The organism is Enterococcus sp. (genome assembly GCF_022711995.1).
GTDB lineage: Bacteria > Bacillota > Bacilli > Lactobacillales > Enterococcaceae > Enterococcus_D.
On the sequence record NZ_JALAHI010000003.1, the window covers coordinates 1 to 24,371 of the forward strand.

At 41.6% G+C, this 24,371-nt stretch carries 23 protein-coding genes; 7 read left to right on the plus strand and 16 right to left on the minus strand.

Features of this window, described 5'->3' with window-relative positions:
• Positions 1-398: 398 nt before the first annotated feature.
• A complete protein-coding gene (locus Q0A12_RS00065) occupies positions 399-1,925 on the minus strand; it encodes a helix-turn-helix domain-containing protein (protein WP_291290688.1) in 1,527 nt (508 codons plus the stop codon).
• 639 nt (positions 1,926-2,564) lie between these two features.
• Positions 2,565-3,269 carry a DUF697 domain-containing protein gene (locus Q0A12_RS00070; RefSeq protein WP_291290689.1) on the minus strand — a complete coding sequence of 235 codons (705 nt, stop codon included), beginning with the start codon at positions 3,267-3,269 and terminating at the stop codon, positions 2,565-2,567.
• A 362-nt stretch (positions 3,270-3,631) separates the two neighbouring features.
• Here Q0A12_RS00070 and Q0A12_RS00075 point away from each other — a divergent pair, with 362 nt between their 5' ends.
• Together Q0A12_RS00075 and Q0A12_RS00080 are read left to right on the plus strand one after the other, a co-directional pair.
• Positions 3,632-4,567 carry an ABC transporter ATP-binding protein gene (locus Q0A12_RS00075; protein ID WP_291290690.1) on the plus strand — a complete coding sequence of 312 codons (936 nt, stop codon included), beginning with the start codon at positions 3,632-3,634 and terminating at the stop codon, positions 4,565-4,567.
• Entirely contained in the window at positions 4,560-5,330 is a 771-nt protein-coding gene (locus tag Q0A12_RS00080) for an ABC transporter permease (RefSeq protein ID WP_291290691.1), read from the plus strand. The genes Q0A12_RS00075 and Q0A12_RS00080 overlap by 8 nt, the downstream gene beginning before the upstream one ends.
• 79 nt (positions 5,331-5,409) lie before the next feature.
• On the opposite strand, the gene Q0A12_RS00085 is transcribed toward Q0A12_RS00080, so the two are convergent.
• The 6 genes from Q0A12_RS00085 to Q0A12_RS00110 form a co-directional block, all read right to left on the minus strand.
• Positions 5,410-6,720 (minus strand): glycosyltransferase family 2 protein, encoded by a 1,311-nt coding sequence (locus Q0A12_RS00085; RefSeq protein WP_291290692.1) that lies wholly within the window; start codon positions 6,718-6,720, stop codon positions 5,410-5,412.
• On the minus strand, positions 6,717-7,226 hold the full coding sequence (locus tag Q0A12_RS00090; RefSeq protein WP_291290693.1) for a hypothetical protein: 510 nt from the start codon (positions 7,224-7,226) through the stop codon (positions 6,717-6,719). The genes Q0A12_RS00085 and Q0A12_RS00090 overlap by 4 nt, the downstream gene beginning before the upstream one ends.
• Positions 7,227-7,546: 320 nt before the next feature.
• Positions 7,547-7,960, minus strand: coding sequence for a VOC family protein (locus Q0A12_RS00095; RefSeq protein ID WP_291290694.1), 414 nt, complete (start codon positions 7,958-7,960; stop codon positions 7,547-7,549).
• 132 nt (positions 7,961-8,092) lie between these two features.
• The gene (locus Q0A12_RS00100; protein ID WP_291290695.1) at positions 8,093-8,392 is read right to left on the minus strand and encodes an MGMT family protein; all 300 of its coding nucleotides are present in this window, start codon (positions 8,390-8,392) and stop codon (positions 8,093-8,095) included.
• A 30-nt stretch (positions 8,393-8,422) separates the two neighbouring features.
• Complete coding sequence (locus Q0A12_RS00105; RefSeq protein ID WP_291290696.1) at positions 8,423-9,181, minus strand: L,D-transpeptidase; 759 nt, start codon at positions 9,179-9,181, stop codon at positions 8,423-8,425.
• 251 nt (positions 9,182-9,432) lie between these two features.
• Entirely contained in the window at positions 9,433-10,269 is an 837-nt protein-coding gene (locus Q0A12_RS00110) for a YitT family protein (protein WP_291290697.1), read from the minus strand.
• A gap of 430 nt (positions 10,270-10,699) precedes the next feature.
• On the opposite strand from Q0A12_RS00110, the gene Q0A12_RS00115 reads away from it, so the two are divergent.
• Positions 10,700-11,488: a Sua5/YciO/YrdC/YwlC family protein gene (locus Q0A12_RS00115; RefSeq protein WP_291290698.1), complete on the plus strand. Its 789-nt coding sequence runs from the start codon at positions 10,700-10,702 to the stop codon at positions 11,486-11,488.
• A gap of 274 nt (positions 11,489-11,762) precedes the next feature.
• On the opposite strand, the gene Q0A12_RS00120 is transcribed toward Q0A12_RS00115, so the two are convergent.
• Positions 11,763-12,032: a metal-sensitive transcriptional regulator gene (locus Q0A12_RS00120; protein ID WP_291290699.1), complete on the minus strand. Its 270-nt coding sequence runs from the start codon at positions 12,030-12,032 to the stop codon at positions 11,763-11,765.
• Positions 12,033-12,204: 172 nt separating this feature from the next.
• Here Q0A12_RS00120 and Q0A12_RS00125 point away from each other — a divergent pair, with 172 nt between their 5' ends.
• Genes Q0A12_RS00125 through Q0A12_RS00135 form a run of 3 tightly spaced genes read left to right on the plus strand, consistent with a single transcriptional unit; the run spans position 12,205 to position 14,447 of the window.
• On the plus strand, positions 12,205-12,516 hold the full coding sequence (locus tag Q0A12_RS00125) for a rhodanese-like domain-containing protein (protein ID WP_291290700.1): 312 nt from the start codon (positions 12,205-12,207) through the stop codon (positions 12,514-12,516).
• 1 nt (position 12,517) lies between these two features.
• Positions 12,518-14,182, plus strand: a complete 1,665-nt coding sequence (locus tag Q0A12_RS00130) for an FAD-dependent oxidoreductase (protein ID WP_291290701.1) — start codon at positions 12,518-12,520, stop codon at positions 14,180-14,182.
• Positions 14,157-14,447, plus strand: a complete 291-nt coding sequence (locus tag Q0A12_RS00135) for a rhodanese-like domain-containing protein (protein WP_291290702.1) — start codon at positions 14,157-14,159, stop codon at positions 14,445-14,447. The genes Q0A12_RS00130 and Q0A12_RS00135 overlap by 26 nt, the downstream gene beginning before the upstream one ends.
• 85 nt (positions 14,448-14,532) lie before the next feature.
• Here Q0A12_RS00135 and Q0A12_RS00140 read toward each other — a convergent pair whose 3' ends face one another.
• Together Q0A12_RS00140 and Q0A12_RS00145 are read right to left on the minus strand one after the other, a co-directional pair.
• A complete protein-coding gene (locus Q0A12_RS00140; protein WP_291290703.1) occupies positions 14,533-16,302 on the minus strand; it encodes an ABC transporter ATP-binding protein in 1,770 nt (589 codons plus the stop codon).
• Positions 16,303-16,304: 2 nt separating this feature from the next.
• Positions 16,305-18,014 (minus strand): ABC transporter ATP-binding protein, encoded by a 1,710-nt coding sequence (locus Q0A12_RS00145; protein ID WP_291290704.1) that lies wholly within the window; start codon positions 18,012-18,014, stop codon positions 16,305-16,307.
• A 117-nt stretch (positions 18,015-18,131) separates the two neighbouring features.
• On the opposite strand from Q0A12_RS00145, the gene Q0A12_RS00150 reads away from it, so the two are divergent.
• Entirely contained in the window at positions 18,132-18,788 is a 657-nt protein-coding gene (locus Q0A12_RS00150) for a TetR family transcriptional regulator (RefSeq protein WP_291290705.1), read from the plus strand.
• A 78-nt stretch (positions 18,789-18,866) separates the two neighbouring features.
• On the opposite strand, the gene Q0A12_RS00155 is transcribed toward Q0A12_RS00150, so the two are convergent.
• The 5 genes from Q0A12_RS00155 to arcC all read right to left on the minus strand — a co-directional run bounded on the left by Q0A12_RS00155 (position 18,867) and on the right by arcC (position 24,367).
• Entirely contained in the window at positions 18,867-19,259 is a 393-nt protein-coding gene (locus tag Q0A12_RS00155; RefSeq protein WP_291290706.1) for an MmcQ/YjbR family DNA-binding protein, read from the minus strand.
• A gap of 140 nt (positions 19,260-19,399) precedes the next feature.
• On the minus strand, positions 19,400-20,005 hold the full coding sequence (locus Q0A12_RS00160; RefSeq protein ID WP_291290707.1) for a LysM peptidoglycan-binding domain-containing protein: 606 nt from the start codon (positions 20,003-20,005) through the stop codon (positions 19,400-19,402).
• 377 nt (positions 20,006-20,382) lie between these two features.
• Complete coding sequence (locus Q0A12_RS00165; protein ID WP_291290715.1) at positions 20,383-21,672, minus strand: solute carrier family 23 protein; 1,290 nt, start codon at positions 21,670-21,672, stop codon at positions 20,383-20,385.
• A gap of 46 nt (positions 21,673-21,718) precedes the next feature.
• Positions 21,719-23,077: a guanine deaminase gene (gene guaD / locus Q0A12_RS00170; RefSeq protein WP_291290708.1), complete on the minus strand. Its 1,359-nt coding sequence runs from the start codon at positions 23,075-23,077 to the stop codon at positions 21,719-21,721.
• 360 nt (positions 23,078-23,437) lie between these two features.
• Positions 23,438-24,367 carry a carbamate kinase gene (arcC, locus tag Q0A12_RS00175; protein WP_291290709.1) on the minus strand — a complete coding sequence of 310 codons (930 nt, stop codon included), beginning with the start codon at positions 24,365-24,367 and terminating at the stop codon, positions 23,438-23,440.
• Between the last annotated feature and the right edge of the window lie 4 nt (positions 24,368-24,371).

The following is a 24,371-nucleotide window of genomic DNA, read 5'->3' on the forward strand; positions in this document are numbered from 1 at the left end:
AAAAAAAAAAAAAAAAATAATTAAACGAAAAATAAAAATTAATAAAATATCGCTTATAATTTGTGCAGTTTTTCATTAATTATTTTAATCCAATTCTCATTTATTTCCTTCCATCTTCTCACCCCTTTAGAGAATCAGTAGATACAACTTGATGGTTCAACATAGGAATATAGAAGGTTTCGTAGCATTTTTATCCTTCAGCAAGTCAGCAGTATGCAAATTTTCAGCATGGCTCGTGGAAACTCGATTTGTATTTTTCCTCACAGAAAACCAAAAGGAAAAGCCACCGCTTCAAAGAACAGAAAAACTGTAAGCCAAAATGAATGGCGTGCATTTTGGCCACAGCAAATTCCCTTCTTGCGAATAGCAAGTTGTTTTTGAGATGGATCCTGCAATGATTATTGAACAGAGACATCTTGTGTTATCTCATGAGTTTCAAAAACCGCACTCACTACTTGCTGTGAAAAGACGATCACATTTTCTTGAAGGATGTGGTCTCTTCTGATTGACTCAATTTTCTTCGTCAATCGTTCGATCTCTAAGCTATTGATTGCGCCACTCATGTAAATCGCCGAGCGATTTTGGTACGTATTTGAGATGATGATATCTGGTTCTTCGACTAATGATTCTGCAGCGATAAAGTCAACGTTGTAGAGTGCCGAAAAAATCTTTTTCAGTTGCGTAATGAAAAATAATTCAAAGGAATAGGGAAAATCGGTTTCTACGGAAACAACGATTTTTTTCTCAAATAAAGTAGGTGTGATCAGTGACGTATAGGCAAGAACATAGCGCAAAAGGAGATACTCTTGTTTTTCTGTCAGCTTTCCCGTTGTATTGCCAAAACAAATGGAACGAATTTTATTCACAAGTACAGGATAGTAGTGACGATAATAGCGGATAATTTCAGAATCCGAGCCAACTTCCAAGAACCCATCAAACGCATCATAAAACGAGTGGGCCGCCAAAAGAATGCCGAAAACATTTTTCTCGTTTCCACCATTTAATGGTAAGGTTAATTTTTCTGATAACGTGACTGCTTCCAGGTAAACCGGGTCTTTTTCTCTTTCCCAAAAATCTATAATTGGTTTGTAGGTCGTTTTTTTGGCATAAAACTGAGTCGAAGTCTGCAACATCAAAAATAAGAAATAGATGCTTTCATCCCTAAAGAAACTATATTGGAAAAAGGACCCTTTGATGTTTTGAAACTCTTTTTCAAAAAGATCCTGCGTCATATTGATCGACCATTGAGGCAATTCTTTCTTTTTCAGTCGATTTCCTTTTTTATCTCGCAAAATATTTAGTGCAATTAAATAGCACCATTTATCAATAATGGATTCTTTCAGATTAAAATCAAAATTTGGTAAGATTCTTTGAACAAATAATTCTTTGATATGCGCGTAATTCAGTTCGGAATAGGGCCATTGCCCGCCTTTACATATCGTCCAAAAAAACGAATGACCAAAATAACGAATCTGACTTTCTGACCCTTCAATCACGATCCGTCTGTTTTTGGTCCCGATCTTTAATTCAAAACGCTCCAAACTTTGATTGATACAATAAAACTTTTTTCTTAGATTTGAAAGGCTTATGTAATTCAATTCACAAAACTCTTCAATTTTAATTCTTTTGGACAACAGACAATGCTCGATTACCTGATAAATGACTGATTGATTATAAATTTCATGTTGGATATCAAAATAAACATTTTTATCTCCACTAAAGGAACAACCTAACGCCTTCTTAATTTGGATTGCTCGCGGATCGATTTTTTGTAATTCATTAAGAATACTATCCGTTGTTTTCCGATTCACATTCAGTCTTTCTGACAAATTGACGATTGTTACAAAACTGTTTGACTGATAAATATAACGCAGACAATTGATCATTAATTGGGTGCGTTTTTCAAAAAGATCCTGAATAATCATGTTTTCCTCCTTTGATGAATAGACGCGTTCTTTTAAGTACGCCTCTCTATATGATTCGTATAAACTTACAAAATGATTAAAGGTATACATCAATTTTTAAGTTAATTTTAAACTTTTGTCGAATAATGTGCTCTTTTTCCCAAAAAATGAAGGCAGATGATCTCTCATTGAATCCAACGGGAGCCTTTTTATTGTAAAAAAACGCGTCATAGCTTTCTGCAGGTATGTTCTTAATCGATCCGATAACCCTCTGATTGCTTTAATTCAGCAATCATTTTTTAATGAGAATTTAACCCTACTGAATTTAAATTATAAAGTGAATCTGACACCTTAGAAATCCGATTCCGGAAAACTAACTAACGTTTTTTTACATTACTCTTGTCATTTATTTTGAAAGGTTACCAAAAAATTCCGAAAATTCCTTATGAATAAAGAATTATCTACGAAAAGGAAGTTTCTCCTTTTCCCGGCAGCTACATCCCCCAACAATACGTTGTTACTTATTCGGGAAAAACAAATGCCTCTAATTTATCTTACATCATCAAAAAAAAGACCTCTGAGTTCACTCAGAGGCCTCTAAAAAAAACGATACTTTTTTATTTTCTTCTTTTTTACATCCCGCTGCCGATAATCGGTCGTTCAGTGAGATGACTTGTTGCGGGCTTTTGTTAATGCTTTAAAGAGCGTATGGTATTGTCCTTTAAAGGACATGGCTTGTTCAAAGATATCTTCGCCGTCATTCAGCATCTTGACCGTGACCCAGCCTAAAGACTCTGTGATAGCACTCGCCACTCCAGCATTGATCGTTGCACCGGCGATGGTCCCGACTCCTGGTACGAATTTGATGATATTGCCGACTGCACTTCTTCCTAAGCTGACGACCACCAACTCTTTGGAAATGCTCTTAGCGATCCCCTCTACCCATGATTGACCGAACAATTTGTGCAATCTTGCCATCATCGTCATTTGGACAGGCACCAGTAGGATGGCATCTGAAAATGGAATGGGTGAACAACCAATGATGGCTGCTGTTAATGATGCTGCATGAATGATTCGATGTGCTTTCTTCTTCGTTGCATCATCCACACCGATTAAAAATTCTGCGAAGACTGCATCAAATTGCGTACGGCTTTTTGCTTGGATTTTTTCTGCCATAAGCTTTGACTTCTCAAAAGAGCGTCGAATGATTCCTGCTGTTTTGCTTGGTAGTTTGGTTAAAACTTCTGCAAAGAAAGATTGAAACTCTTCTTGTTCTGCCGATTCTTTCACTGGTTCATCCACTTGTTGCAGCAAAATCTCTTTTTGAGATTTTTTATTTTTGGAAGTGTTTTTCTTTAATTTCATAAAAACCACCTTTAATGATTAGTTGTCACAGATTGAGTTGCTTTCTCAACCTCTTATTTTCATCATACACTAACAAACAAAAATCACCTAAAGCCGCGCTTCAGGTGTTATAATTCTTAACAGAAGCGCAAGAAGTCAACTTCTTTCTAACAGAAAAGCTAATATGATCGATCCAACGATACCCCCTTTAAACGAGAGCCTCTCCCGTGGTATAATGACTACTTGTTTCTTGGGTATTAATGAAAGTGTCATAACCTCTATTCAGAGAAGCATGTCTAATCGAGCGTGTTTTACTCATATAGGCAGCAGCTGCTGCCAATCCCCTACAACAAATCATCAATTGACAAGGAGATAATCAATCAATGACCTACGCACTTGAAATAAAGGATTTAAAAAAAGTCTATGGGACGGGTGTCGAAGCCTTACGCGGCATCAATTTGACCGTTGAAGAAGGCGACTTTTATGCCCTGTTGGGACCGAACGGCGCTGGAAAATCAACAACTATCGGAATCATTACCTCTTTAGTAAATAAATCCTCTGGCAGTGTCAACGTTTTCGGCTATGATTTGGACAAAGAATTGGTTCAAGTCAAACAACAAATCGGTTTAGTTCCTCAAGAATTCAATTTCAATCCCTTTGAAACCGTTCAGCAAATCGTCGTCAATCAAGCGGGCTACTATGGTGTTCCTCGCAAAGAAGCCATTGCTCGCAGTGAAAAATACTTGAAGCAATCCAATTTGTGGGAAAAACGCGATGTTCGCGCACGGATGCTTTCTGGAGGAATGAAACGCCGTTTAATGATTGCCCGGGCACTGATGCATGAGCCACGACTCTTGATCCTCGACGAACCTACTGCTGGGGTAGATATTGAGTTGCGACGGGAAATGTGGGCCTTTCTGCAAGAACTGAATAAAAATGGCACGACGATCATTTTAACGACCCACTACTTAGAAGAAGCAGAAATGCTCTGCCGTAACATCGGGATCATACAATCCGGTGAACTGATCGAAAATACCAGCATGAAATCACTTTTATCTAAATTGCAATTCGAGACATTCCTTTTTGATTTGGATACTTATGAGAAACCACCAATGATTACAGGATACACAAGCACCTTTGAAGATGATCAGACGATCGCTGTCGAAGTTGAACGAAATCAAGGAGTCAATGATTTATTTGAGCAATTTAGCAAGCAAGGAATCAAAGTTCTTTCCATGCGCAACAAATCGAATCGCCTAGAGGAACTCTTCTTGAAATTAACCGAAGAAAAGCATGAAACGAGGGAAAAAAATGTTTAGTCTTTACTTTACAGCATTAAAAAGTTTAGCGGTCAAAGAAACCAACCGCTATTTGCGAATTTGGGTCCAAACGCTGGTACCGCCAGTGATAACGACATCGTTGTATTTTATTATCTTTGGAAAAATGATTGGCGGACGCATCGGTGAAATGGGCGGCTTCTCCTACATGGAATTTATTGTTCCCGGATTGATCATGATGTCGACGATCACTAGTTCTTACGCGAATGTCTCTTCTTCTTTCTTTTCTCAGAAGTTCCAAAAGAACATTGAAGAACTCTTGGTTGCTCCCGTACCTACTCATGTGATTATCTGGGGCTTTGTCTTCGGAGGTTTAGGCAGAAGTATTTTAGTTGGTGCACTGGTCACCGTAATTTCGCTATTTTTTGTGCCTCTCCATGTTTATTCATGGGTCATGGTTATTCTGACATTAGTGATGACCGCGATTCTTTTCTCATTAGCTGGTCTGCTAAACGGCATCTTTGCTCAATCCTTTGATGATGTGTCGATCGTGCCGACATTTGTGTTGCAGCCGTTGACTTATTTAGGAGGTGTCTTCTACTCCATTTCGATGCTGCCTCCCATTTGGCAAGCAATCTCCAAAGTAAATCCAATCGTTTATATGATCTCTGGCTTCCGTTATGGCTTTTTAGGCACAAGAGACGTGCCGATTTTCATCTCCATTCTGATTCTAGTATTGTTTATTCTTGTTTTGTACGGCATCTGCTGGAAGTTAATTGAAAAAGGCCGCGGTCTCCGCAGTTAAAAATCGAATAACTGTCTTTCTACGACACAACCAACAAGGCTGTGCCAAGAACTAAGAGGGTTCTTGCCACAGCCTTTTTCTAATTCTTTTTGCCTTGCCTTTCTGGACTGACCCAGACACCACTTCCGTGACCAAGAATCGTTTTGACTGCTGGAATGAAAGTCGTTACGATCGTTAAAGCATTGACCATCCAATAAAGCAGCATATAAAATGGGGCAAAAATGAAATACTTAATTTTCCTACCGGCATCATCTACCAGTAAACTCGTTAACAGCTGCATGATGCCGGCAATCATTTCAAAACAAACAAAGAGGAATGCCATTGTCAGCATATGGTACATTCGTTCAATATTTCCTTCCACTGCAAAACGTAGAAATGAAAAGATAAACAGTGCTGAAGAGATCCAGAAAAAGAAAGACCAGATAATACTCAAGCTTTGATCCACAAACATAACTGTCCGACCCACATTTTGAAAAGGATGAGCAAACACTTTCTTGAAGTTCGTCAGCCAAACCTCGGTTCCTCCTTTGGCCCAACGTTTTCGTTGGCGATAAAGCATCTTCATAGTCTCAGGTACTTCCATGAAAAACATGATTCGTGGCGCAAACAATGACAGCCATCCTTTAAACTGGTGATCCCAGGCAATACTAATATCTTCGGTAGCACGATTTTGCCGAAACAGCCCTACATCGATCAAAGCATTCTTGCGATACATCGTATTGGCACCGCTATAAGCGTAGATGACACCCAGTACCCCAATTTGCGTTCTTTTGATAATCCCGACGATACTGGAAAACTCAATCGTTTGTGATTTACTGATAATCGTCGTTCGATTCTGGACATCCATATTTGCAGTGATTGCTGAAATATTCACTGAATCTTGGCGAATGAAATAATTGACATACTTCCAGAGCGCATCTGGCTCAGGTACCGTATCCGCATCATTGCTCAAAATCAGTTCGCCATTTGCAAAACCAACCCCAATATTAAACGCATGAGCTTTCCCTTGATTCTTCTGGATACGTACTACTCGCAACTTAGGATAGATTTGCTGCAATCTTTCAAGGATTTCTGGTGTCTGATCCGTTGAGCCATCATCTGTTACCAAAACTTCATAGTTAGAATAATTCAGTTTGTTCATCAAATAATGAATCGTCTCTTCAATGACGACCTCCTCATTATGGGCGGGAACCATGATCGTGATCATCGGTTCTACTTCCTCAGGAATGGGAATCCATTCCTTTTGTTGGTATTTAAACACGAAGGTATGGCATAACACGCCAATAAACCAAGCAAAGCCTCCTAAAATCGGGTAGGTAAAGAGAATCGCGACAAGGATAAAGAGCAGAAAATCTAAGACGGGATACCCCGTATCAATTATTTCGATCACAATGAACCCCCCTTATCTTTGTAGAGTTGAGCAATTTCCGTTTCCGACAAGTTTTGCTCCGGTTTTACTTCGTAGTAACAGACAGAATGGCGCATCTCTTCAGGACCAAAACGAGCATCGAAAAACGCTTCCAAGATTTCTTTGCGCTGTTCCAATTTTCTTTCGTCATGCAAGACTTCTTTTTGTAAAGTACGGTGAAAATGGCGGTTGTTCCGCAACGTCAAGAATACAAAAAGAATAAGTAAAAAAAGAAACGAAACAGCCAAAAAAAGAGCTAACAATTTAAAAACTGTTGCTTCTTCAATATACGTTCTGAATCGTATTTGAGCTGCTGTTTGTGGATAGAAAACAGGAAAAGCAATCCACACAAACGGAACGATCACGGCAACCCAGGCGACAAGCGTCAAAAATGATTGCCTTAGTTTCAACCCCACATGTCCTTTTTCAAAAAATGAATCTGAAACCAACTGTTTACTAACTTCTTCTCTCGTAATCCTTTTCTTCATCCTACATCCTCCTCTTTTACTTGGATGGATCTTTTTCCAAAGATGCCTCACCTTTTGACAAAAAGAAAAGTCAACAAATGATCGCCTTCATAAAAATCCCCCTTGTCCAAAACGAAAAATTTTTATTGAATGACACTTTTGGAAAGTCAGCTCCAAACGAGTATATTTATAGTGTAGTAGAATCCAATCTAAAGAAAAAGAAACTAGCTTACGCCAGTTTCCATGTGATTTTATTCATTTACTTGCACTTCATAACCAATGAATATCCTTGCCCTGTCAATGATTTAGCTGCAATGAATTCTTTGGAGATGAGCGACGTTTTATTCGGCGGCTCCATACCCTTTCATCCAGACGGATTCCAATTGATTGCCATCGGGATCAATGACTTCAAAGCCAAGCATTTCTTCTTCGGGAATCCCCATCTCAACTTGAAAGGAGTGGCCGCCATTGGCCTCAGCCGCTTTTGCAAATTTACGTGCTCCTTCTGGCGTATCAAAACTAAAAGCAATCAACGCAGCATTGGTCTTTTGCGTATCTGCAATCTCTCTTCCATTTAAAAACTGTTCATAAAATGCATATTCTGACAGCATCACCCAGATCGTCTCATTCCACATCATTCCACTTGACGTTTCATTCGAAAATTCCTCATTTTTGCTAAAGCCCAACGCTTCATAAAAACTAGTAGCTCGCTTGATATCTCGAACCGGAAAATTGATAAAAACCATCTTTCCCATGATATTTTCCTCCTTTGACAAACCTCAGTGACACGCCTTTGTTTCTATATTATAAAGGGGATAATCAAATATCCAAAACAATCAATTTGAGCGTATATTCACAAAAAAAACAATGCCTGTCACTTTTAGGGATTATCCTTTTTCCCCATGCCAGCTGCATTGTTTCATATCGATTTTTCCATTGGTTTTAAAAATGACGCCTTCGGCTAGTAATTGTTGTTTTCGTTCTATAGCCGTAAAGCCAACGATTTCACCATCTGCCCGCACCACCCGATGGGCTGGCAATGATTCTGGACAATACTTCATGGCCCGGCCTACAGCTCGTGCCCCATTCAGACGACCTAGCGCCCAAGCAATTTGGCTATAGGATGCCACTTTTCCAAAAGGAATTTTCTTTACGTAACGATAAACTTCTTCATAAAAGGGATTCATAGGTATCCAGCCGCTCCTTTCAATAGCGAATCAATGCACCACGACTTTCATCCCATAAAGGGCCTGTTCATAAAACCATTTTGCATCTGCAACTGTCAAACGGATGCAGCCATGTGAATTGGCTTTTTGCCCAAGTTCCTCGGCTTCTTTTTCGATATACTTTCCAGAAGCATCAATCGGCACCGAGTGAAACAAGTAGACGCCATGGTCTTTCCATGACACCCAGTAATTTGCGCCTTCGCCAGAAGATGCATTAAAAAAAGTTTCGCCTCTTTCCCCTTGGATGGAATAGGTGCCCGTAGGCGTTCCTCGGTCTCCCCCTGATCCGGTTGAGCAAATCATCGTATAAAGCACTTGATCTTTCCGCATGATCTTCACTCGCTGATCGGCCAATGAAACGTCGATCCAGTCTTCTGCTTGTAAAACAGGATAGGGTTTGTCTTCAGAAGGATTGCGCCAATCCGCGGCTGTGGTTTCTCCAGCGGCTTTTGAAGATTGAGCAGTCTCCGATGATTTTTCTGTTGCAGATTTTGCTTGCGTGGACTTCTTTGACTCTTTTGCTGATTCTTTAGTTGCTTCTTTCATTGATTCTTTAGTCGATTTCTGGGAGGATGATTGTGTTAACTCTTTTGCTGAAGCGGTGGTTTGTTCTGCTTGATGACGACTCTGTTTGGCTACCTGCTCGGTCTGTCCAGCGGAAACAGTGTGAGAAAGGCTGGTACTTCCAACCTGCAACAACATAGCAATCGCCAACGTTCCCATCGTTCTTTTTGGGTATCTTTCTTTCATTTTGTTCTATCCTTACTAAGCCATCGAAAAGCTCTCTCTGGCACGATTTGTTCTTAACGAACCGTTTTCGGAAGCCCTCTAACAAACTGACAAAAAGCACCACCGGCAATAAGCACCGCTGGGCCCCTTCAAGGAATTTTTCCAAAAATGATCCACTAGCAGTTTAACGCCTTTACAGCTAAAAAGCTAGTGAAACATGAAGAAAAACCTCTTGCAAAATGCTACCGCTAGTTGAGAAAAACTCACTGGGCTCATTCAATCGGATGGTAACTAAAGCCTCGGCCCAAAACTTCAGCTACATTGCTGGCAATCACAAATGCTTGGGGATCAATGGGCTCGATCACTTGTTTGATTTGAGCAAATTCTTGATCATTGACCACGATCAAGAGAACTTGTTTGGCGCTTCTCCGGTGGACACCTTGTGCATCCAATAGTGTTGCCCCACGAAAAATCTTTGCGGCAATGGCTGTCTGAATCTCCTCAAGGTGTTCCTCACTCATGATCATCACAGATTTCTTTCGATTTATCCCAGTTTCGAGATAATTCATCACGATGGATGTAATCACGATCGAAAGGATCGCAAACAAAAATTCTTCAAAACCAAAAATAAATAAACTCATGGTCACTACAACCGCATCAGTGGCTAAAAGGCCAATAGAAGGATTGAGATGGAAGTATTTTTGAAAAATCAACGGTGGGATCGTCGTTCCGCCACTAGAAGAATTGTTTTTATACAAAATAGCCACTCCAGCAGCAAAAATCGCACTTCCAAAAATCACAGACAACAAGCGGTCGCTAGCTACCATATATTCCGGTACGACAGCTACTACCAATGGAAAAACTAAGCTGCCAAACAATACCTTGAAAAACGGGGCTCGGCCTAAAAAGACATAGGCCAAAACCAGCATCACACAGTTCAACAGCATGATCACCAGTGCACGGTCCCAGCCAAAAGCAAATTCCAGTAAAATCCCAATGCCGCTGACTCCTCCGGCTGCGATATGATGGGGACCTAAAAACATATTGATACTGACTGCTAAAATGACCAATGCAGCCAGAATTTTGCTGTAGCTTATGAGTTGTTTCATTCTTTTCCTCTTTTCTGTGTTTCTTTCTCGTTGATTCATTCCGAGTAGTGATTGCACTGTCCTGTTTTATAGTTAAAGCCGCATTCAAAAAATCTGTTCTTTTACTATACCTTCATCTCTTTCTGGAGACAAAACTTCTGTTTAGACAGTTCCTTTGGTCTACTTGGATCAGCTTTTAAATGTCTTTGTTTTGTTTATATTGGTTTGGCTCGTAGTCCTTACTTTTCCTTTATTTTCCCATAGAATGACGTGGGAAAAGAATCAATTTTTTCACCCCACCATGAAAACAATCAAAAAAGTTACTATTTCTACTTAGACGTTCGTCATTTTTGTACTTGACTCTCTTCAGAGATTCCCTTATTATCAAGGTTAACGATTTTAAATCAGAATTTTCTGAATTTTACAAATGAAAGAATTCTACTTAGGAAGGATGAACTATTTGAAGACAAAACAAGTAACGTGGACCGGAGAACCTCATCAAGAAGCGATCCAACTTCTCCAGCAAGAAGGCAAAGTGATCGTTTGCCCGACTAAAGTTGGCTACATCATTGCCGTCTCCGATAAGAAAGGTTTGGAGCGGAAATTTTCTGCCAAAAATCGCAAACGCAACAAGCCTGGAGTTGTGCTATGTAGCTCATTGGAACAATTACAGGAATTAGCAGAATGGAACGATGAAATCGCGGCAGTTTATCAAGACTGTTGGGACAACGATGTGCTTTTTGGCGCGATTTTGCCATGGAAAGAAGCCGGCAAAACCTATATTCCTCAAGATGGTGCTCAAGAATTAATGATGGATACAAGAGCTACTAGTTGTTTCGTCATCAAATTTGGTGTTCCCGGTGAACAAATCGCCAAAGCCCTTTGGGAAGAAAAGCGCCAGCTTTTATTTGCTAGCTCAGCGAATCCTTCAGGCAAAGGCAATCGCGGTCTGGTGGAAGGGATTGGTGAACAAATCGCTGCCGAAGCCGACCTCATTATCGAAAGCAATGACTATGTTGCTTCGATCCAGCCAGATAAGACAGCTGAAACCCGTTATGAACAAGGAGTGATGGTTTCTTTCGTAGACGCTTCTGGAAAATTGATTCCTCAGCAAGGAACACAACGATCGATCACCCCCGCACCAGTATTGATTCGTAAAGGATTAGCAGTGGATAAAATCCAATTGTTTTTATCTGAGCATTTTAATTCTTGGGATTACCGTCACGGTGAATACTACTAAGCAATTCATAGATTAGGACATCAGTCCAAGCATTCAACTACCCTTAGCTACGGCGCTTCGACCGTAGCTGAGACTTTAGATTGAACTGCTTACAGCTGATGTTCTAATTTTTTGAGGGTAATTCTTGCATACAACAGCATTTTCCTTTCAATACTACTACAGATCAAATCATTCCATTGATCGTCTATGATAGCGTTCCAGATTTAATGATTCAGCTTAGTAGTTATACAGTCAGTCCCCTATGAAAACAACCTCTTCCTAAAGAATAGAGTTACTATTTCTTGATGATCATCTGAATCGCTTGTTCCAGCTTCTGGGCTTGTTCTTGAGGATCATTTTCCGGATTCTCAAAACAATCCTTCAAATTTTCAGCCACAATCATGCCCATCACACGGTCGATGCTGGAGCGGACAGCACTTAACTGCGTAATGATATCGATACATTCTTTCTCTTCTTCAATCATTTTTTGGACTCCACGAATCTGTCCTTCGGTACGCTTCAAACGATTCAACACATTTTTTTGTTCGCTTCTTGTCTTACCCATCGTCTCACTCCTCACAAAAAATCTTTGTCATTTAACAAGAATATACCCTACGGCGGTATATAGGTCAACTATTTCTCTCTCACTCTATTTATATCGATGAAATCAATCGGTTGACAATCAAAGAAAAACAAGCTTTAATATACCCCATACCGTATAAAAAAGGAGAATGACTATGCTTTCATTGTTTCAATCTGTCCCTGCTATCTCTACTCGTGATTTTGCCGCAACTCTGACAACAAAAACGAAAGTCATCGATGTCCGTACCCCATCAGAATACCGGGAGGGGCATATACGCCAGGCCATCAATGTTCCATTAAATAAAATTGCCAACTATTCAGGAAAAAAGGAACCCCTGTATGTGATCTGTCAATCAGGTGCCCGCAGCAAACAAGCGGCCAAATTATTGACTAAAATGGGTTACGATGCCACAACGATTCGCGGTGGCATGAATCAATGGCAAGGTCCAATTCAAGGAGGAAAATAAAATGAAAATACTGATTGTCGGTGGTGTCGCCGGAGGTATGTCTGCTGCTACCCGCTTACGCCGTTTGATGGAAGATGCTGAAATCATTGTTTTAGAGAAAGGTCCTTATGTGTCCTTTGCGAACTGCGGCCTTCCTTACTTTATCGCAGGTGAGATCACCAATCGTGAGCAATTGTTGCTGCAAACACCAGAATCCTTAAAGGCACGTTTTGGTTTGGATGTCCGCCCAAATCAAGAAGTATTAGCCATTCATCCAGAACAAAAAACCGTGACTATTCGTCGCGATTCTGACACATATCAAGAATCCTATGACAAATTGATTCTTGCCCCGGGAGCAAAAGCCATCGTGCCAAAAATCCCGGGATTAGACCGTGCCAAAAACTGCCACCAGTTAAGGAATGTGCCGGATATGGATGCTATTTTAAAAGGAATCGATCAACACACCCGTCATGCCGTCGTGATCGGTGCCGGCTTCATTGGACTCGAAATGGTAGAAAGTCTGAAAATCATAGGCTTGGCGGTCACCGTCGTTGAGAAAGCCCCCCAGGTTTTACCTACGATGGATGAGGAAATGGCCGCCTATGTCAAAAATGAATTGATAGCAAAGGGGATTAGGGTCATTACGGGCCAATCCGCCACGTCTTTTGAAGAAGAAGGGAAAAAAATTCGGTTAGAAGATAACACTGTGTTGGACTCAGACCTGACACTGTTGTCTGTCGGAGTCCAACCAGAATCAAGATTAGCGGTGGAAGCTGGGATCGCTACCGGCATTCGAGGAGGAATTCTGGTAGACGAAACCTACCAAACGTCGCAAAAAGACATTTACGCTGTCGGAGATGCTATCGTCACGAAACAACAATTAACTGGAGAAGATGCGCTGATTTCTTTAGCCTCACCGGCTAACCGTCAAGGCCGTCAAGTCGCAGATGTGATTGCTGGTCTGCCAAGGAAAAAACGTGGCAATGTTGGGACTGCTATCCTGCGCGTCTTTGGGCTTACAGCAGCCATGACTGGATTAAGCGAGCAAGCAGCAACCGCGGCAGGCTTGCAGCCAGCTGTGATTCATGTCAGCGGAAAAGATCATGCTGGCTATTACCCTGGTGCTAAAGATCTGCTATTGAAATTGATCTTTAATAAAGAGACAGGTACTCTCTATGGTGCTCAGGCCGTTGGCCAGAGTGGCGTCGATAAACGAATCGATGTGTTAGCAACAGCCATCAAAAGTGGATTGACGGTGGCAGATTTACCAGAACTGGAACTGAGTTATGCACCGCCTTTTGGTTCCGCCAAAGATCCAGTCAACCTGATCGGCTATGCGGCATTGAACCTAATCGAAGGGCTCAGTGAATCAATCCAGTGGCATGAACTTTCTGCAGAATTAGCTGCCGGCAAACAATTACTAGATGTCCGCAATACAACGGAAATGACCGGTCGCTTCAAAAACGCTCTGCACATTCCGCTAAATGAATTACGAGACCGACTGTCTGAACTTGATCCAACTGTTTCTTATATCGTCAGCTGTCATAGCGGACTACGAAGCTATTTAGCCGAACGGATTCTTAAACAATCTGGCTACGAGGCAAAAAATTTAGACGGGGCTTTTGCGCTTTATCAAACCGTCAGACCGGAGGAAATCATTCATGTATCGCTCGATCACAATGCCTGAATTTTATCAAGCAAGCAAAAAACAGCAGCTGCAACTGATTGATGTCAGAGAAGTCGATGAATTTATCAACGGCCATGTACCAAATGCGCAAAATAATCCGTTGTCTCACTTCACTACTGCCCATTTGGTGAAAGACCTTGACTACTACGTGATCTGTCACTCAGGTGCTCGATCAGAGCAAGCCTGTCATTATATGGACCAGCAAGGATTCAAGGCGATCAATGTAGTAGGCGGCACTTCTGCTTGGCCAGGAGAACTTGTTTAAAACACGTGACACCAAATAAAAACCAATGATCGCTACTTTGATCCAAGTAGCAGTCATTGGTTTTTGGTTTAAACTCGTCAATGAATTATTCAAAGACGAATTGATTGTGGTAAAGTTCGGCATAAAACCCGTTTTCTGTCAGTAATTCTTGATGGCTTCCTTCTTCGATGACTTGCCCGTCTCGCAAGACAACGATTCGATCGGCATTCAAAATCGTCTTTAGACGATGGGCAATCACAAAACTGGTCCGTCCTTTGATGGCTTCATCCATTGCTTGCTGGATCTTCGCTTCCGTCACCGTATCCACATTACTGGTGGCTTCATCCAAAATCAGTAGGGATGGATTGGTCAAAATCGTGCGAGCGATACTCATCAACTGCTTTTGCCCGGTACTGAATAGATTGTTTTCTTCCGTGATTGGTGTATCGTACCCTTGTTCTAACGTCATGATAAATTCATGGATGTTGGCCTGTTTTGCTGCTGCAATAATCGCTTCCTCACTGGCATCCGGCTTACCAAAAGCAATATTTTCCCGAATCGTCCCAGAAAATAGTACCGAATCTTGCAACACGATTCCCACATGCTCCCGCAATGCATCTAAATCTAACTGTCGAATGTCCTGACCATCAAACGTTACTGAGCCATTCGTCACATCATAGAAGCGATTCAAAAGATTCATGATGGTTGTCTTTCCAGAACCGGTTGGTCCTACAAGTGCCACCATTTCACCTTTTTTGACATGAATGGTGACATCTTTAAGGATCAAACGATCACTATCATAACCGAAATCAACATGATTCAATGCCACTTCTTGCTTGATACCAGTGATTTTTTCACCATTTGCCGGTTTTTCTTCATCCGGTTCATCAAACATCTCATTCAAACGGCGGGCGCCAGTGATTGCCAATTGAATCATGCTGTAGCCAGAAGAAATCTGCATCAACGGTTGATAGTATTGTTGAGAATATTGAACGAAAGTTACCACAAGACCTAGAGCAACTGAACGTTCCAAATCCCCATTCAATGCTAACCAACCGCCAAAGAAAATCACGATCGCTGTATTGACCAGCGACATTCCTTGCATCATTGGGAAAAGCAAGCCGGAGTAAACTTGTCCTTTGTAGGTGGCTTCCCGAACACTTTGGTTGTGCTGCAAAAATCCATCAATCGTTTCTTCTTGAAGACCGTTGGTGATGATGATTCGTTGGCCACTGATTTTTTCGTCAATGTACCCGTTTAGTTTTCCTACTTCATCTTGCTGTAAATCGACATATTTGCGAGCTTTTTGGATCACAATGACTGCAATCAGGATGGCAATTGGTGTAGACGCAATCGTCGCCCAAGCTAATGTGACATTTTGTCGGAACATCATGATCAAAATCCCAATCATCAATACCACATTGGTCAATACTTGCAACAATGCTTGATTCAAGCTGTTTTGAATATTATCCAAATCGCTGGTAAAACGACTCAAAATCTCACCGTCTTGATGGGAATCAAAAAATTTGATCGTCAATTTTTCCAATTTATTGAATAACCCGATTCGCATCCGATTGGTGGATTTCCCCACCACTTGCGTGAACAGGATACTATAAATAAAGTTTGCTCCACTTGCCAATACATAAAACAGCAATAACTTCCAAATGACAGACACAAATTTTGACTTGTCATCTACGCCTTGCATCAATCCGCCAACATAATTGGCTAATTCTTGAAAAGCTTGCCCCACATAGACCGGTGCTTGAACCTGCAGATAAGTCGCTGCAATCACGGTAATGAAAATGAAAAAGAAAGAGAGTTTGTATCGTTTTAAATAGTGATAAAAAAACTTACTTGCTTTGATCAAATCCGTCATGGTTATTCAGCTCCTTTCTGAGTCTCAAAAATTTCCTGATAAATCGGATTGTTGGCAGCTAACTCTTTATGGGTACCTACGCCAACCAGACGACCTTTATCCAACACCAGAATACGGTCTGCATTCACAACAGAAGCAATTTTCTGTGCAATGATGATCGTGGTGGTTGCTTGCAGTTCTTTTTCAAAGGCTTCACGAACCAGTTTTTCCGAACGAGCATCCAATGCACTGGTACTATCATCTAAAATCAAGATTTTCGGTTCCCCGATGACACCGCGTGAGATAGACAATCGTTGCTTTTGGCCACCAGAAAAATTACTGCTTCGTTCCGCTACTGGCGCTTCAAAACGGTTCGTCAATTTTTGAATAAACTCGCTTGCCTGTGCGATTTCTGTGGCATGAGTCATTTCAGGGACAGTGGCGTTCTTTTTGCCGTGGCGTAAATTTTGAGCGATGGTTCCAGAGAAAAGAATCGCTTTTTGTAGAACAAAGGAAACCGTTTGACGTAAGCTTTGTTCATTTACTTCTCGCAAATCGACGCCTCCAACACGCACGGTTCCTTCCGTTGGGTCGAACAAACGAGGAATCAATTGAGCTAATGTCGATTTACCAGCACCCGTTGCTCCGACGATCCCAATCATTTCCCCAGGAGCGATCGAAAAATTGATGTCCGTCAAAGTATTTTTCTCATCCCCAGGATAACGGAAAGAAACATGCTCGAATGCCACACTACCAGCTAATTCTTGCTGCGGAACATCTTTGTAGGCCAAGTCTGGTTCGGTGGTCAGAATTTCTTTCAGCCGTTTGAGAGAGACTGCCGCCCGAGAAGTCATCATCATCATCATTCCGCCGATAATGATCGCCATCATGATCTGCATCAGATAATTCATGAAAGAAGCGATTCCGCCAATCAATGTCGGATCATCTTTTGCAAGGTCGCTGACAAAGAAGATGGCGCCTACGACTGCTAAATTGGCAGCCAACATAAAGGAAGGAATCATCACAGAAAATAGCGTACCAACGATGATGTTGTGTTTCGTCAGCTCATCACTGACTTTCGTGAAACTGCTCAATTGATTTTTTTCTTGAACAAATGATTTCACCACCCGAATCCCTAAAAGATTTTCTTTTGCTGCACTATTGATTTTGTCAATCAAATTTTGAATGATCATGAAATGTTTGCCCATCTGTGTAAAAGAAAGACCAGTAATAATCACTACTGCAACGATCAATGCGACGATCACCCACCAAAGTTGAGGCATCGTGGTCATGGCTAAGATAAAGGCACCAATAAATAAGAAAGGAATCCGAAACAACGACTGCAAGGAGATCATCACTAAATTTTGAATTTGGGTGATGTCATTGGTCAATCGGACCACCAGATTTCCCGCTGAGAATTTCTCAATATTACCAAACGAGAAAGTTTGGATTTTACGAAAGGCTTCTTCACGAATATCCGCACTGACTCCTTGCGCTACTTTGGCTGAGAAAATGGTATTGATGACCCCAGCCACCAGCCCAAATAGAGCTAATCCAATCAACTGGACCCCAATCGATTTCATTTCATTGTCGTCTTCTTTAATAATTGCTTCTAGTACCTGTTGCAGTAGCTTGGGCTGCCATAACGTGGCGACGACCATGATAGCAACAGAAACCAGCGCAATGAAGACAGCGCCTTTGTACTTCTTTACATGGCGTAAAACAAGATCCATCTTTAAACACACTCCTTTACAGTTTGACAGGCATTATTTAACACTGTAAAATAAAGCCGGACAATAATTTACCATTTTTAGAAAAATGTTGCAAGCGAACAAAGGATGATTTTTTTTATGGAACAAAAATTATCAAAAGAAGCAATTATTCATGCGGCTTTTGCCTATTTAAAAGAGAACCCGGACCTTTCTCAATTGACTATGCGCAAATTAGCAAAAGAACTCTCGGTGCAAGCCCCGGCTTTGTATTGGTATTTCACGAATAAACAAGAACTACTGCAAGCAATGGCAGAAACGATGGAAAATGAGCTGCCAGATGCCCCTGCCGGCCCGTGGCAAGAACAGCTGCAAAGCTTTATGGCCAACTACTATGATCTTTATCTCCAGTATCCCTGTGGGGCGGAATTAGAGATTCATACGATTCCTTCCTATCCTAGCCGACTGCTACATTTAGAGCAAATGATCACTATACTGATCGAAGCTGGCTTCTCTCCCGCTCAAAGCAACCAAACCGTTCAAGCATTGTATCATCTGTTATTGGGACACTTACTCGATCGTCAACAAGAAGATCGATTGCGAGCAAAAATTATAACTGGCGATGAAAAGTTACAAGCCCATGTTTCCACTATGCGCAACTATGTTGTTGAAAATCAGTTAAAGGGGATAGCGGAAGGCATTCAGCAACGCAAACAAATCGACGAACGGCAAGTTTTTTTGGAGAGTATCGCAATCTATCTCGCCGGTTTAAACCAGCGAATCCCCCCTCTCAAATAAAAAACACCAACGAACCTCAATAGGTTTCCTTTAAATCGTCTTCCGATTTTGAGGTAAGAGGTTCGTTGGTGTTTTTTGCTACATTTTTTTAAGGGCTGCTACTTCTTCTTTTTGTTTTTTTGTCAATTTCTGATAAACCAGTTCATAAGAGGTCAGTATCAACTGCTCTATTTGTTCATCCGTGACCTCATCTGCTGCCAGTCGAATAGAATTCCAGTGGGCTTTATTGGCATAGTATCCGGGAATGATCGTTCCTGGATATTGTTCCCGCAATTCTTCATTGACTTCCGGTTTATTTTTCAACGTAATGATCGCATCGTCCGTTGCTTCCGGACTCATCATACCAAACTGTTTGCCAATCAAGCCAAAATAAATCGTTCCCCAATCCTCGCGATAAGCCACATTAGCCCCTGCCAATGATTGACCATAGCTTTGCAGGCGATCGATTCGCTGTTGAATCTGATGATTCATACTCGTCCCTCCTATTTGAAACTGATTTTTTCTTTAGTGTACCATATCTTAGCGGGTTTCTTTCATCATCAAGCTGTCGGTATAGACAAAAAAACAGACCCGCTAAACGAGTCTGTAAAATCTTTGAATGATTGGATTGCTTAGTACCAACCGTTTGCTTCCCAGAATGCTTTTGCAGCAGACCAAGAACCATAACGTGATGCAACATAATTATCGGCTACTTTTTCTTGGTTGGCAGCTGAATAATCCCCATTTAAGTATGAGTTAGTCAACTGATAGCGACCATAGTATTGACCATTTGTTGCTGTGTAAGAACCGCCAGATTCTTTGTTTGCGATCCATTCTTTAGCAGAAGCTTCTGAACCAGTTGCTGCAGAACTTGATGCCGATGTACTAGCACTTGTTTGTTGGCTGCTGGCTGGCTGTGAAGCTGGTTGTGAAGCTGGTGCTTGGTAAGTTGATTGTTCAGCAGCTGCTGAAGAGTTTTCATTTGAATAGCTTGCATCATCTGTTGGTAAAACAAGGGTTTCACCTACATAGATCAAGTTTTTATCCGTAATGCCGTTTGCTTCAACAATTTTGTCAACGGCTTCTGAGGTACCAAAATAGTTATAGGCAATCGTAGATAATGTATCTCCAGATTGGACCGTGTATTCTTCATCAGCAAACGCATCTTGTCCACCTAGAAACACACCCAGACCTGCAAGGACAGCTGTACTAAGCAAAACAGTTTTCAATGACTTCATAAAATAATTCTCCTCATCTTGTAGCGTTTATAGTCTGTCGTAGGAGAAACCTCCAACGCATAGATTAGTCTAACACCAGAGAATATTTCATAGGTAAAGTTCTCGTTACAGATGATTACGAATGCGTCGAGTTGCTTACGTTTCGTATAAAAAAAGATACCCTTTTAAATCAAAGATAGTAGAGCTTTCAAACATAAGCAGACGTTATTTTATATTTCCTAGCGAAATTTATCTGCATTTTTTCTTTGGTTTGTTACAAATCCGGAAATATTACATATTCCCGTAACAAAAAAAGCTACAGCTGAAAACGATCTTCCAATGCTCGCTTTTAGCGTGGCCATTGGAAAGACCTTCTCAAGTCCTGTAGCTTTTTTTGACTAGATCTTAGCTTTTTTTACTGGAATCAACTTATTCATCACGATAGCCGCAATTGCACTTAACGCAATCGGTGAATCCAATAAATATTGAAGAAATTGCGGCGTTTCTTCTTTGATTTCCGCTGGCATAAACAAAAGACCAATGGCTAAAATCAATGGAACCCCAATAATATAAAGCTCCCGTTCAGAAAACTCTTCATTTTTGATCACTCGGAAGCCGCTAAGCAAAATGATAACACAGACAACTGCGAAGACGCCACCGATTACCGCTGATGGTACGGCATGGATCAACGCGGATAACTTGCCAACAAATGATAAGAGGATAAACCAGCAGGAAGCCATTACGAAGACTTTTTTGCTGGCAACCCCGGTAATGGAAATGATGCCGGCATTTGTTGAATACCCCGTCACTGGTGTCGTTCCTACTAAAGCAGCCACCAGACAACCGATGCCTTCTCCAATAACGCCTTTGTTGATTTGTTCGTCGGTCACCGTTTCTTCAGTCACAGAGCTGACTGCATACCAAGTTCCTGTTGTTTCTGCGAGTAATACCATATAAATCACCAGCATCGTCAAAATAGCTGAAACATCAAAGTGAAGACCATAATTGACGAAAATAAGTTTAGGCAAGCTGAAAAATGAAGCGTCTGCAACCGATTGGAAGTCGACCCCACCCATGAACCAAGCAATCAGTGTACCGATCATTAAGGCAATAATTACTGAACTGATCCGGAAATATTTCCCTAGACGTGGAAAATAATCTCCTAGCATAGAAAACAATACTAAGATTGCGGCAGTTACAGCAGCTAAAAACATATTTTGGTTAGCCGATAATGTTTCAGTAGCTGGATAAATGTTGCTGGTAAAAGCTGTAGGTAACAATGTCAGTCCAACGATCATGATAATCGTCCCACTGACGATCGTGGGAATAAAGTTGCGGACAATGTACTTATAGATCCCCGTCATTCCTAAAAGAATCACGGCCAGTGCACCAACTACACTTGCCCCTAAGACAGTATCCATTCCTTGCGCCCCAAAATAAATACCAATGATCGCTCCGACTGGAACAAAGGATGGTCCTTGACAGACCGGCAGTTTTAAGAAAAAGAGGACTTGGATCAGCGAAGCAATCCCAGCACCTAAAAAGGTAGATTGGATCAGTCCGGCTGCATCCGACGAGCTCATCGCAACAGCAGTAGCAATAATAAAGGGTGGGACATACACATCCATTGCCAACACGTGTTGTAAGCCAAGAACAATTGCTTGTCCTAAAGGTATATCTTCATTCATTCCGATCGTTAAACGATTACTTCTGGTTTCCACAGTATCAATCTCCTCATTTTTCATGTACTTTTTTTCCTTGCACCCAGACCTGACGAATATTCTCGGCGGTTGCTAAGTATAAAATCTTTTGTAATTGTTCTTTTGGTTGGTTAAACACCCCAAAAGCTGGTAATGGATTACCAGAATAACAAGTATCGATCACTTGAAGATCACAAGCATAGCCTTCTTTAACAAGTCCGATCGGCAGACGCAGTGCTTCACCTCCACCTTTTGTTGCCAGTGAGAAGGCATCAATGACTGAGATGCGCGAATCTGCGACACCGCGATTTGCTTGGGGCAATGTAACATCCACCCCATCTTCCAGCATCCGGGAAGACATGACTGCTTGCTTGATATTGTCATACAAACTTGGAGAAAAGCCGCCGGAGATATCTGTGCCTAAGCCAATCGTTACGCCTTGTTCTTTAAGCCGTTTGATAGGAATCACGCCATTGGCAAAATAGGCATTGGAAATCGGGCAGTGGGCCACAGCGGAACCTGTTTCCACAAAGATCTCCCCATCTTTTTCATCGATAAAATTACAATGAGCCATCACAGATTTTTCTCCCAGTAAACCAAAATTCCGCAAGACTTCTGTGTCAGTTTTACCAAATCGTTCCAATACGTGATCGTGTTCCCATTGTCCTTCACTGCAGTGGGATTGTACATGGACATCGTATTTTTGTGCAAGTTGTCCTAACCCCGCCAAGCCTTCGTCGGTACAGCTGGGAACGAATCGCGGAGTCACGACAGGATAAACTCCTTGCTGGGTCGTTTTTGCCAACTTTTGAACTTCTTTAATGAAGGTTTCTGTCTCTGCTAATGCCGCAGCAGTGGAGGCATCCCGATAAAAATCAGGGTTCGCGTTGGGATCATCCATCACTACTTTCCCCACTAATCCACGCTGACCTTTTTCAGCACAAATCTTAGCTAATTGTAAACTTGCCTCCAAATGAACAGTGGCAAAATAAAGAACCGTTGTTGTTCCTCGAGCAAGTAATTGCGCAACTAAATCTTGATACACCTCTGAAGCAAAATTTGGATCTGCGTATTTTGCTTCTAGCGGGAAGGTACACTCATCTAGCCACACATTCAACGGCTCATCCAATGCAACACCGGCTTGCGGCCATTGGGGTGCATGGACATGCAAGTCGACAAATCCCGGTAAGAAATACTGTCCTTTCTTCAATTCAACCAGTGTTCCTTGTCGCGCTGTGTCCATCCATTCTGGGTAGTCGGCTTGCTCTTTTGTCACGACCCTTTCGATCATCCCTTCAGGATTCACGCAAATCAAGGCATCTTCCAAGTATTCCAGTACGCCGTCTTCTGGTGTATGAAAAACAGATCCTTTAAAATAGTTTGATATTGACATATCGTTTCTCCTTGTACTGTAAATTTATCAACCAATGATTTGGCAATCACAACCTGCCCATTCATTTCCAATACTCTTTATTAAAATAAGCATCAACGGTTTTATTTTACATCCATCCATAAATTTATCAATAAAAACCGTACATTATTTCCGTCTTTATTTGTGGAATGTTCGCTTTTTAGACAAAAAAAGAGACTATGCCATAAGTCTCCTACAAGTAATACTATCCGAACAGTAACTATTAGTGCTCCTGCGGTGCAGGGGCTCCTCGTCGAAAAAGTCTGAGGAATCTATCGCAATAGCATATGATTCGGTTTCACTCGTTGGAGGATGACTTATGTCACAGTCCCTTTCCTTCACTTAAAGTTGAATGGTGGTGCCGCTGGTACCCGTTAAGGTTTCTGAAGCTTTTTCCAGTGAGGCAATCACTGCTTGCCGGCCTTTTTTTGAGGCAGCAAAATCGATTGCTGCTTCTACTTTTGGCAACATACTTCCAGGAGCAAACTGATTTTGCTCAATATAGGCTTGCATGTCAGCGACAGTTGCCGTGGTCAAGCCTTGCTGATTTGGCTGACCATAGTTGACAAAGACTTGCTCAACAGCGGTTAAGATAATGAAGATATCCGCATCGATCAGTGCTGCCATTTTGGCTGCAGCGAAATCTTTGTCAATCACCGCATCGACTCCTTTGTAGCGCGTTCCTTCATACACCACTGGGATACCGCCACCGCCACATGCAATCACCACTTGACCTGCATCTACTAATGTTTTCAGACTGATTTTTTCATAAATGTCCACGGGTTTTGGTGAAGGAACCACCCGTCGCCAGCCTCGGCCTGCATCTTCTACATAAACGTCGCCACTTTCAGTCATCAGTTGCCGGGCTTCGGCTTCACTGTAATAACCACCGATGGGTTTTGTTGGATTCATAAAGGCTGGATCAGCCGGATCGACCACCACTTGTGTCAGCATGGAAACCACCGGAATATTTTCCAATCCACGAGCAACCAACTCTTCATCAATCGCTTGTTGCAAATGGTAGCCGATGTACCCTTGACTCATAGCTGTGCATTCAGGAAATGGCATGACGTCTTCTTGCGTTTTACTGGATTCTTCAAATGCTAAACGGATTTTGCCCACTTGGGGACCATTTCCATGGGCAATCACCACGTGATGGCCGTCACTGATCAGATCAGCAATCGATTTTGCTGCTACTTGGGCTTTGGTCAATTGTTCGTGCGCAGAATTGCCTAAAGCATTTCCACCCAACGCGATGACAATTTTTGACATAAAA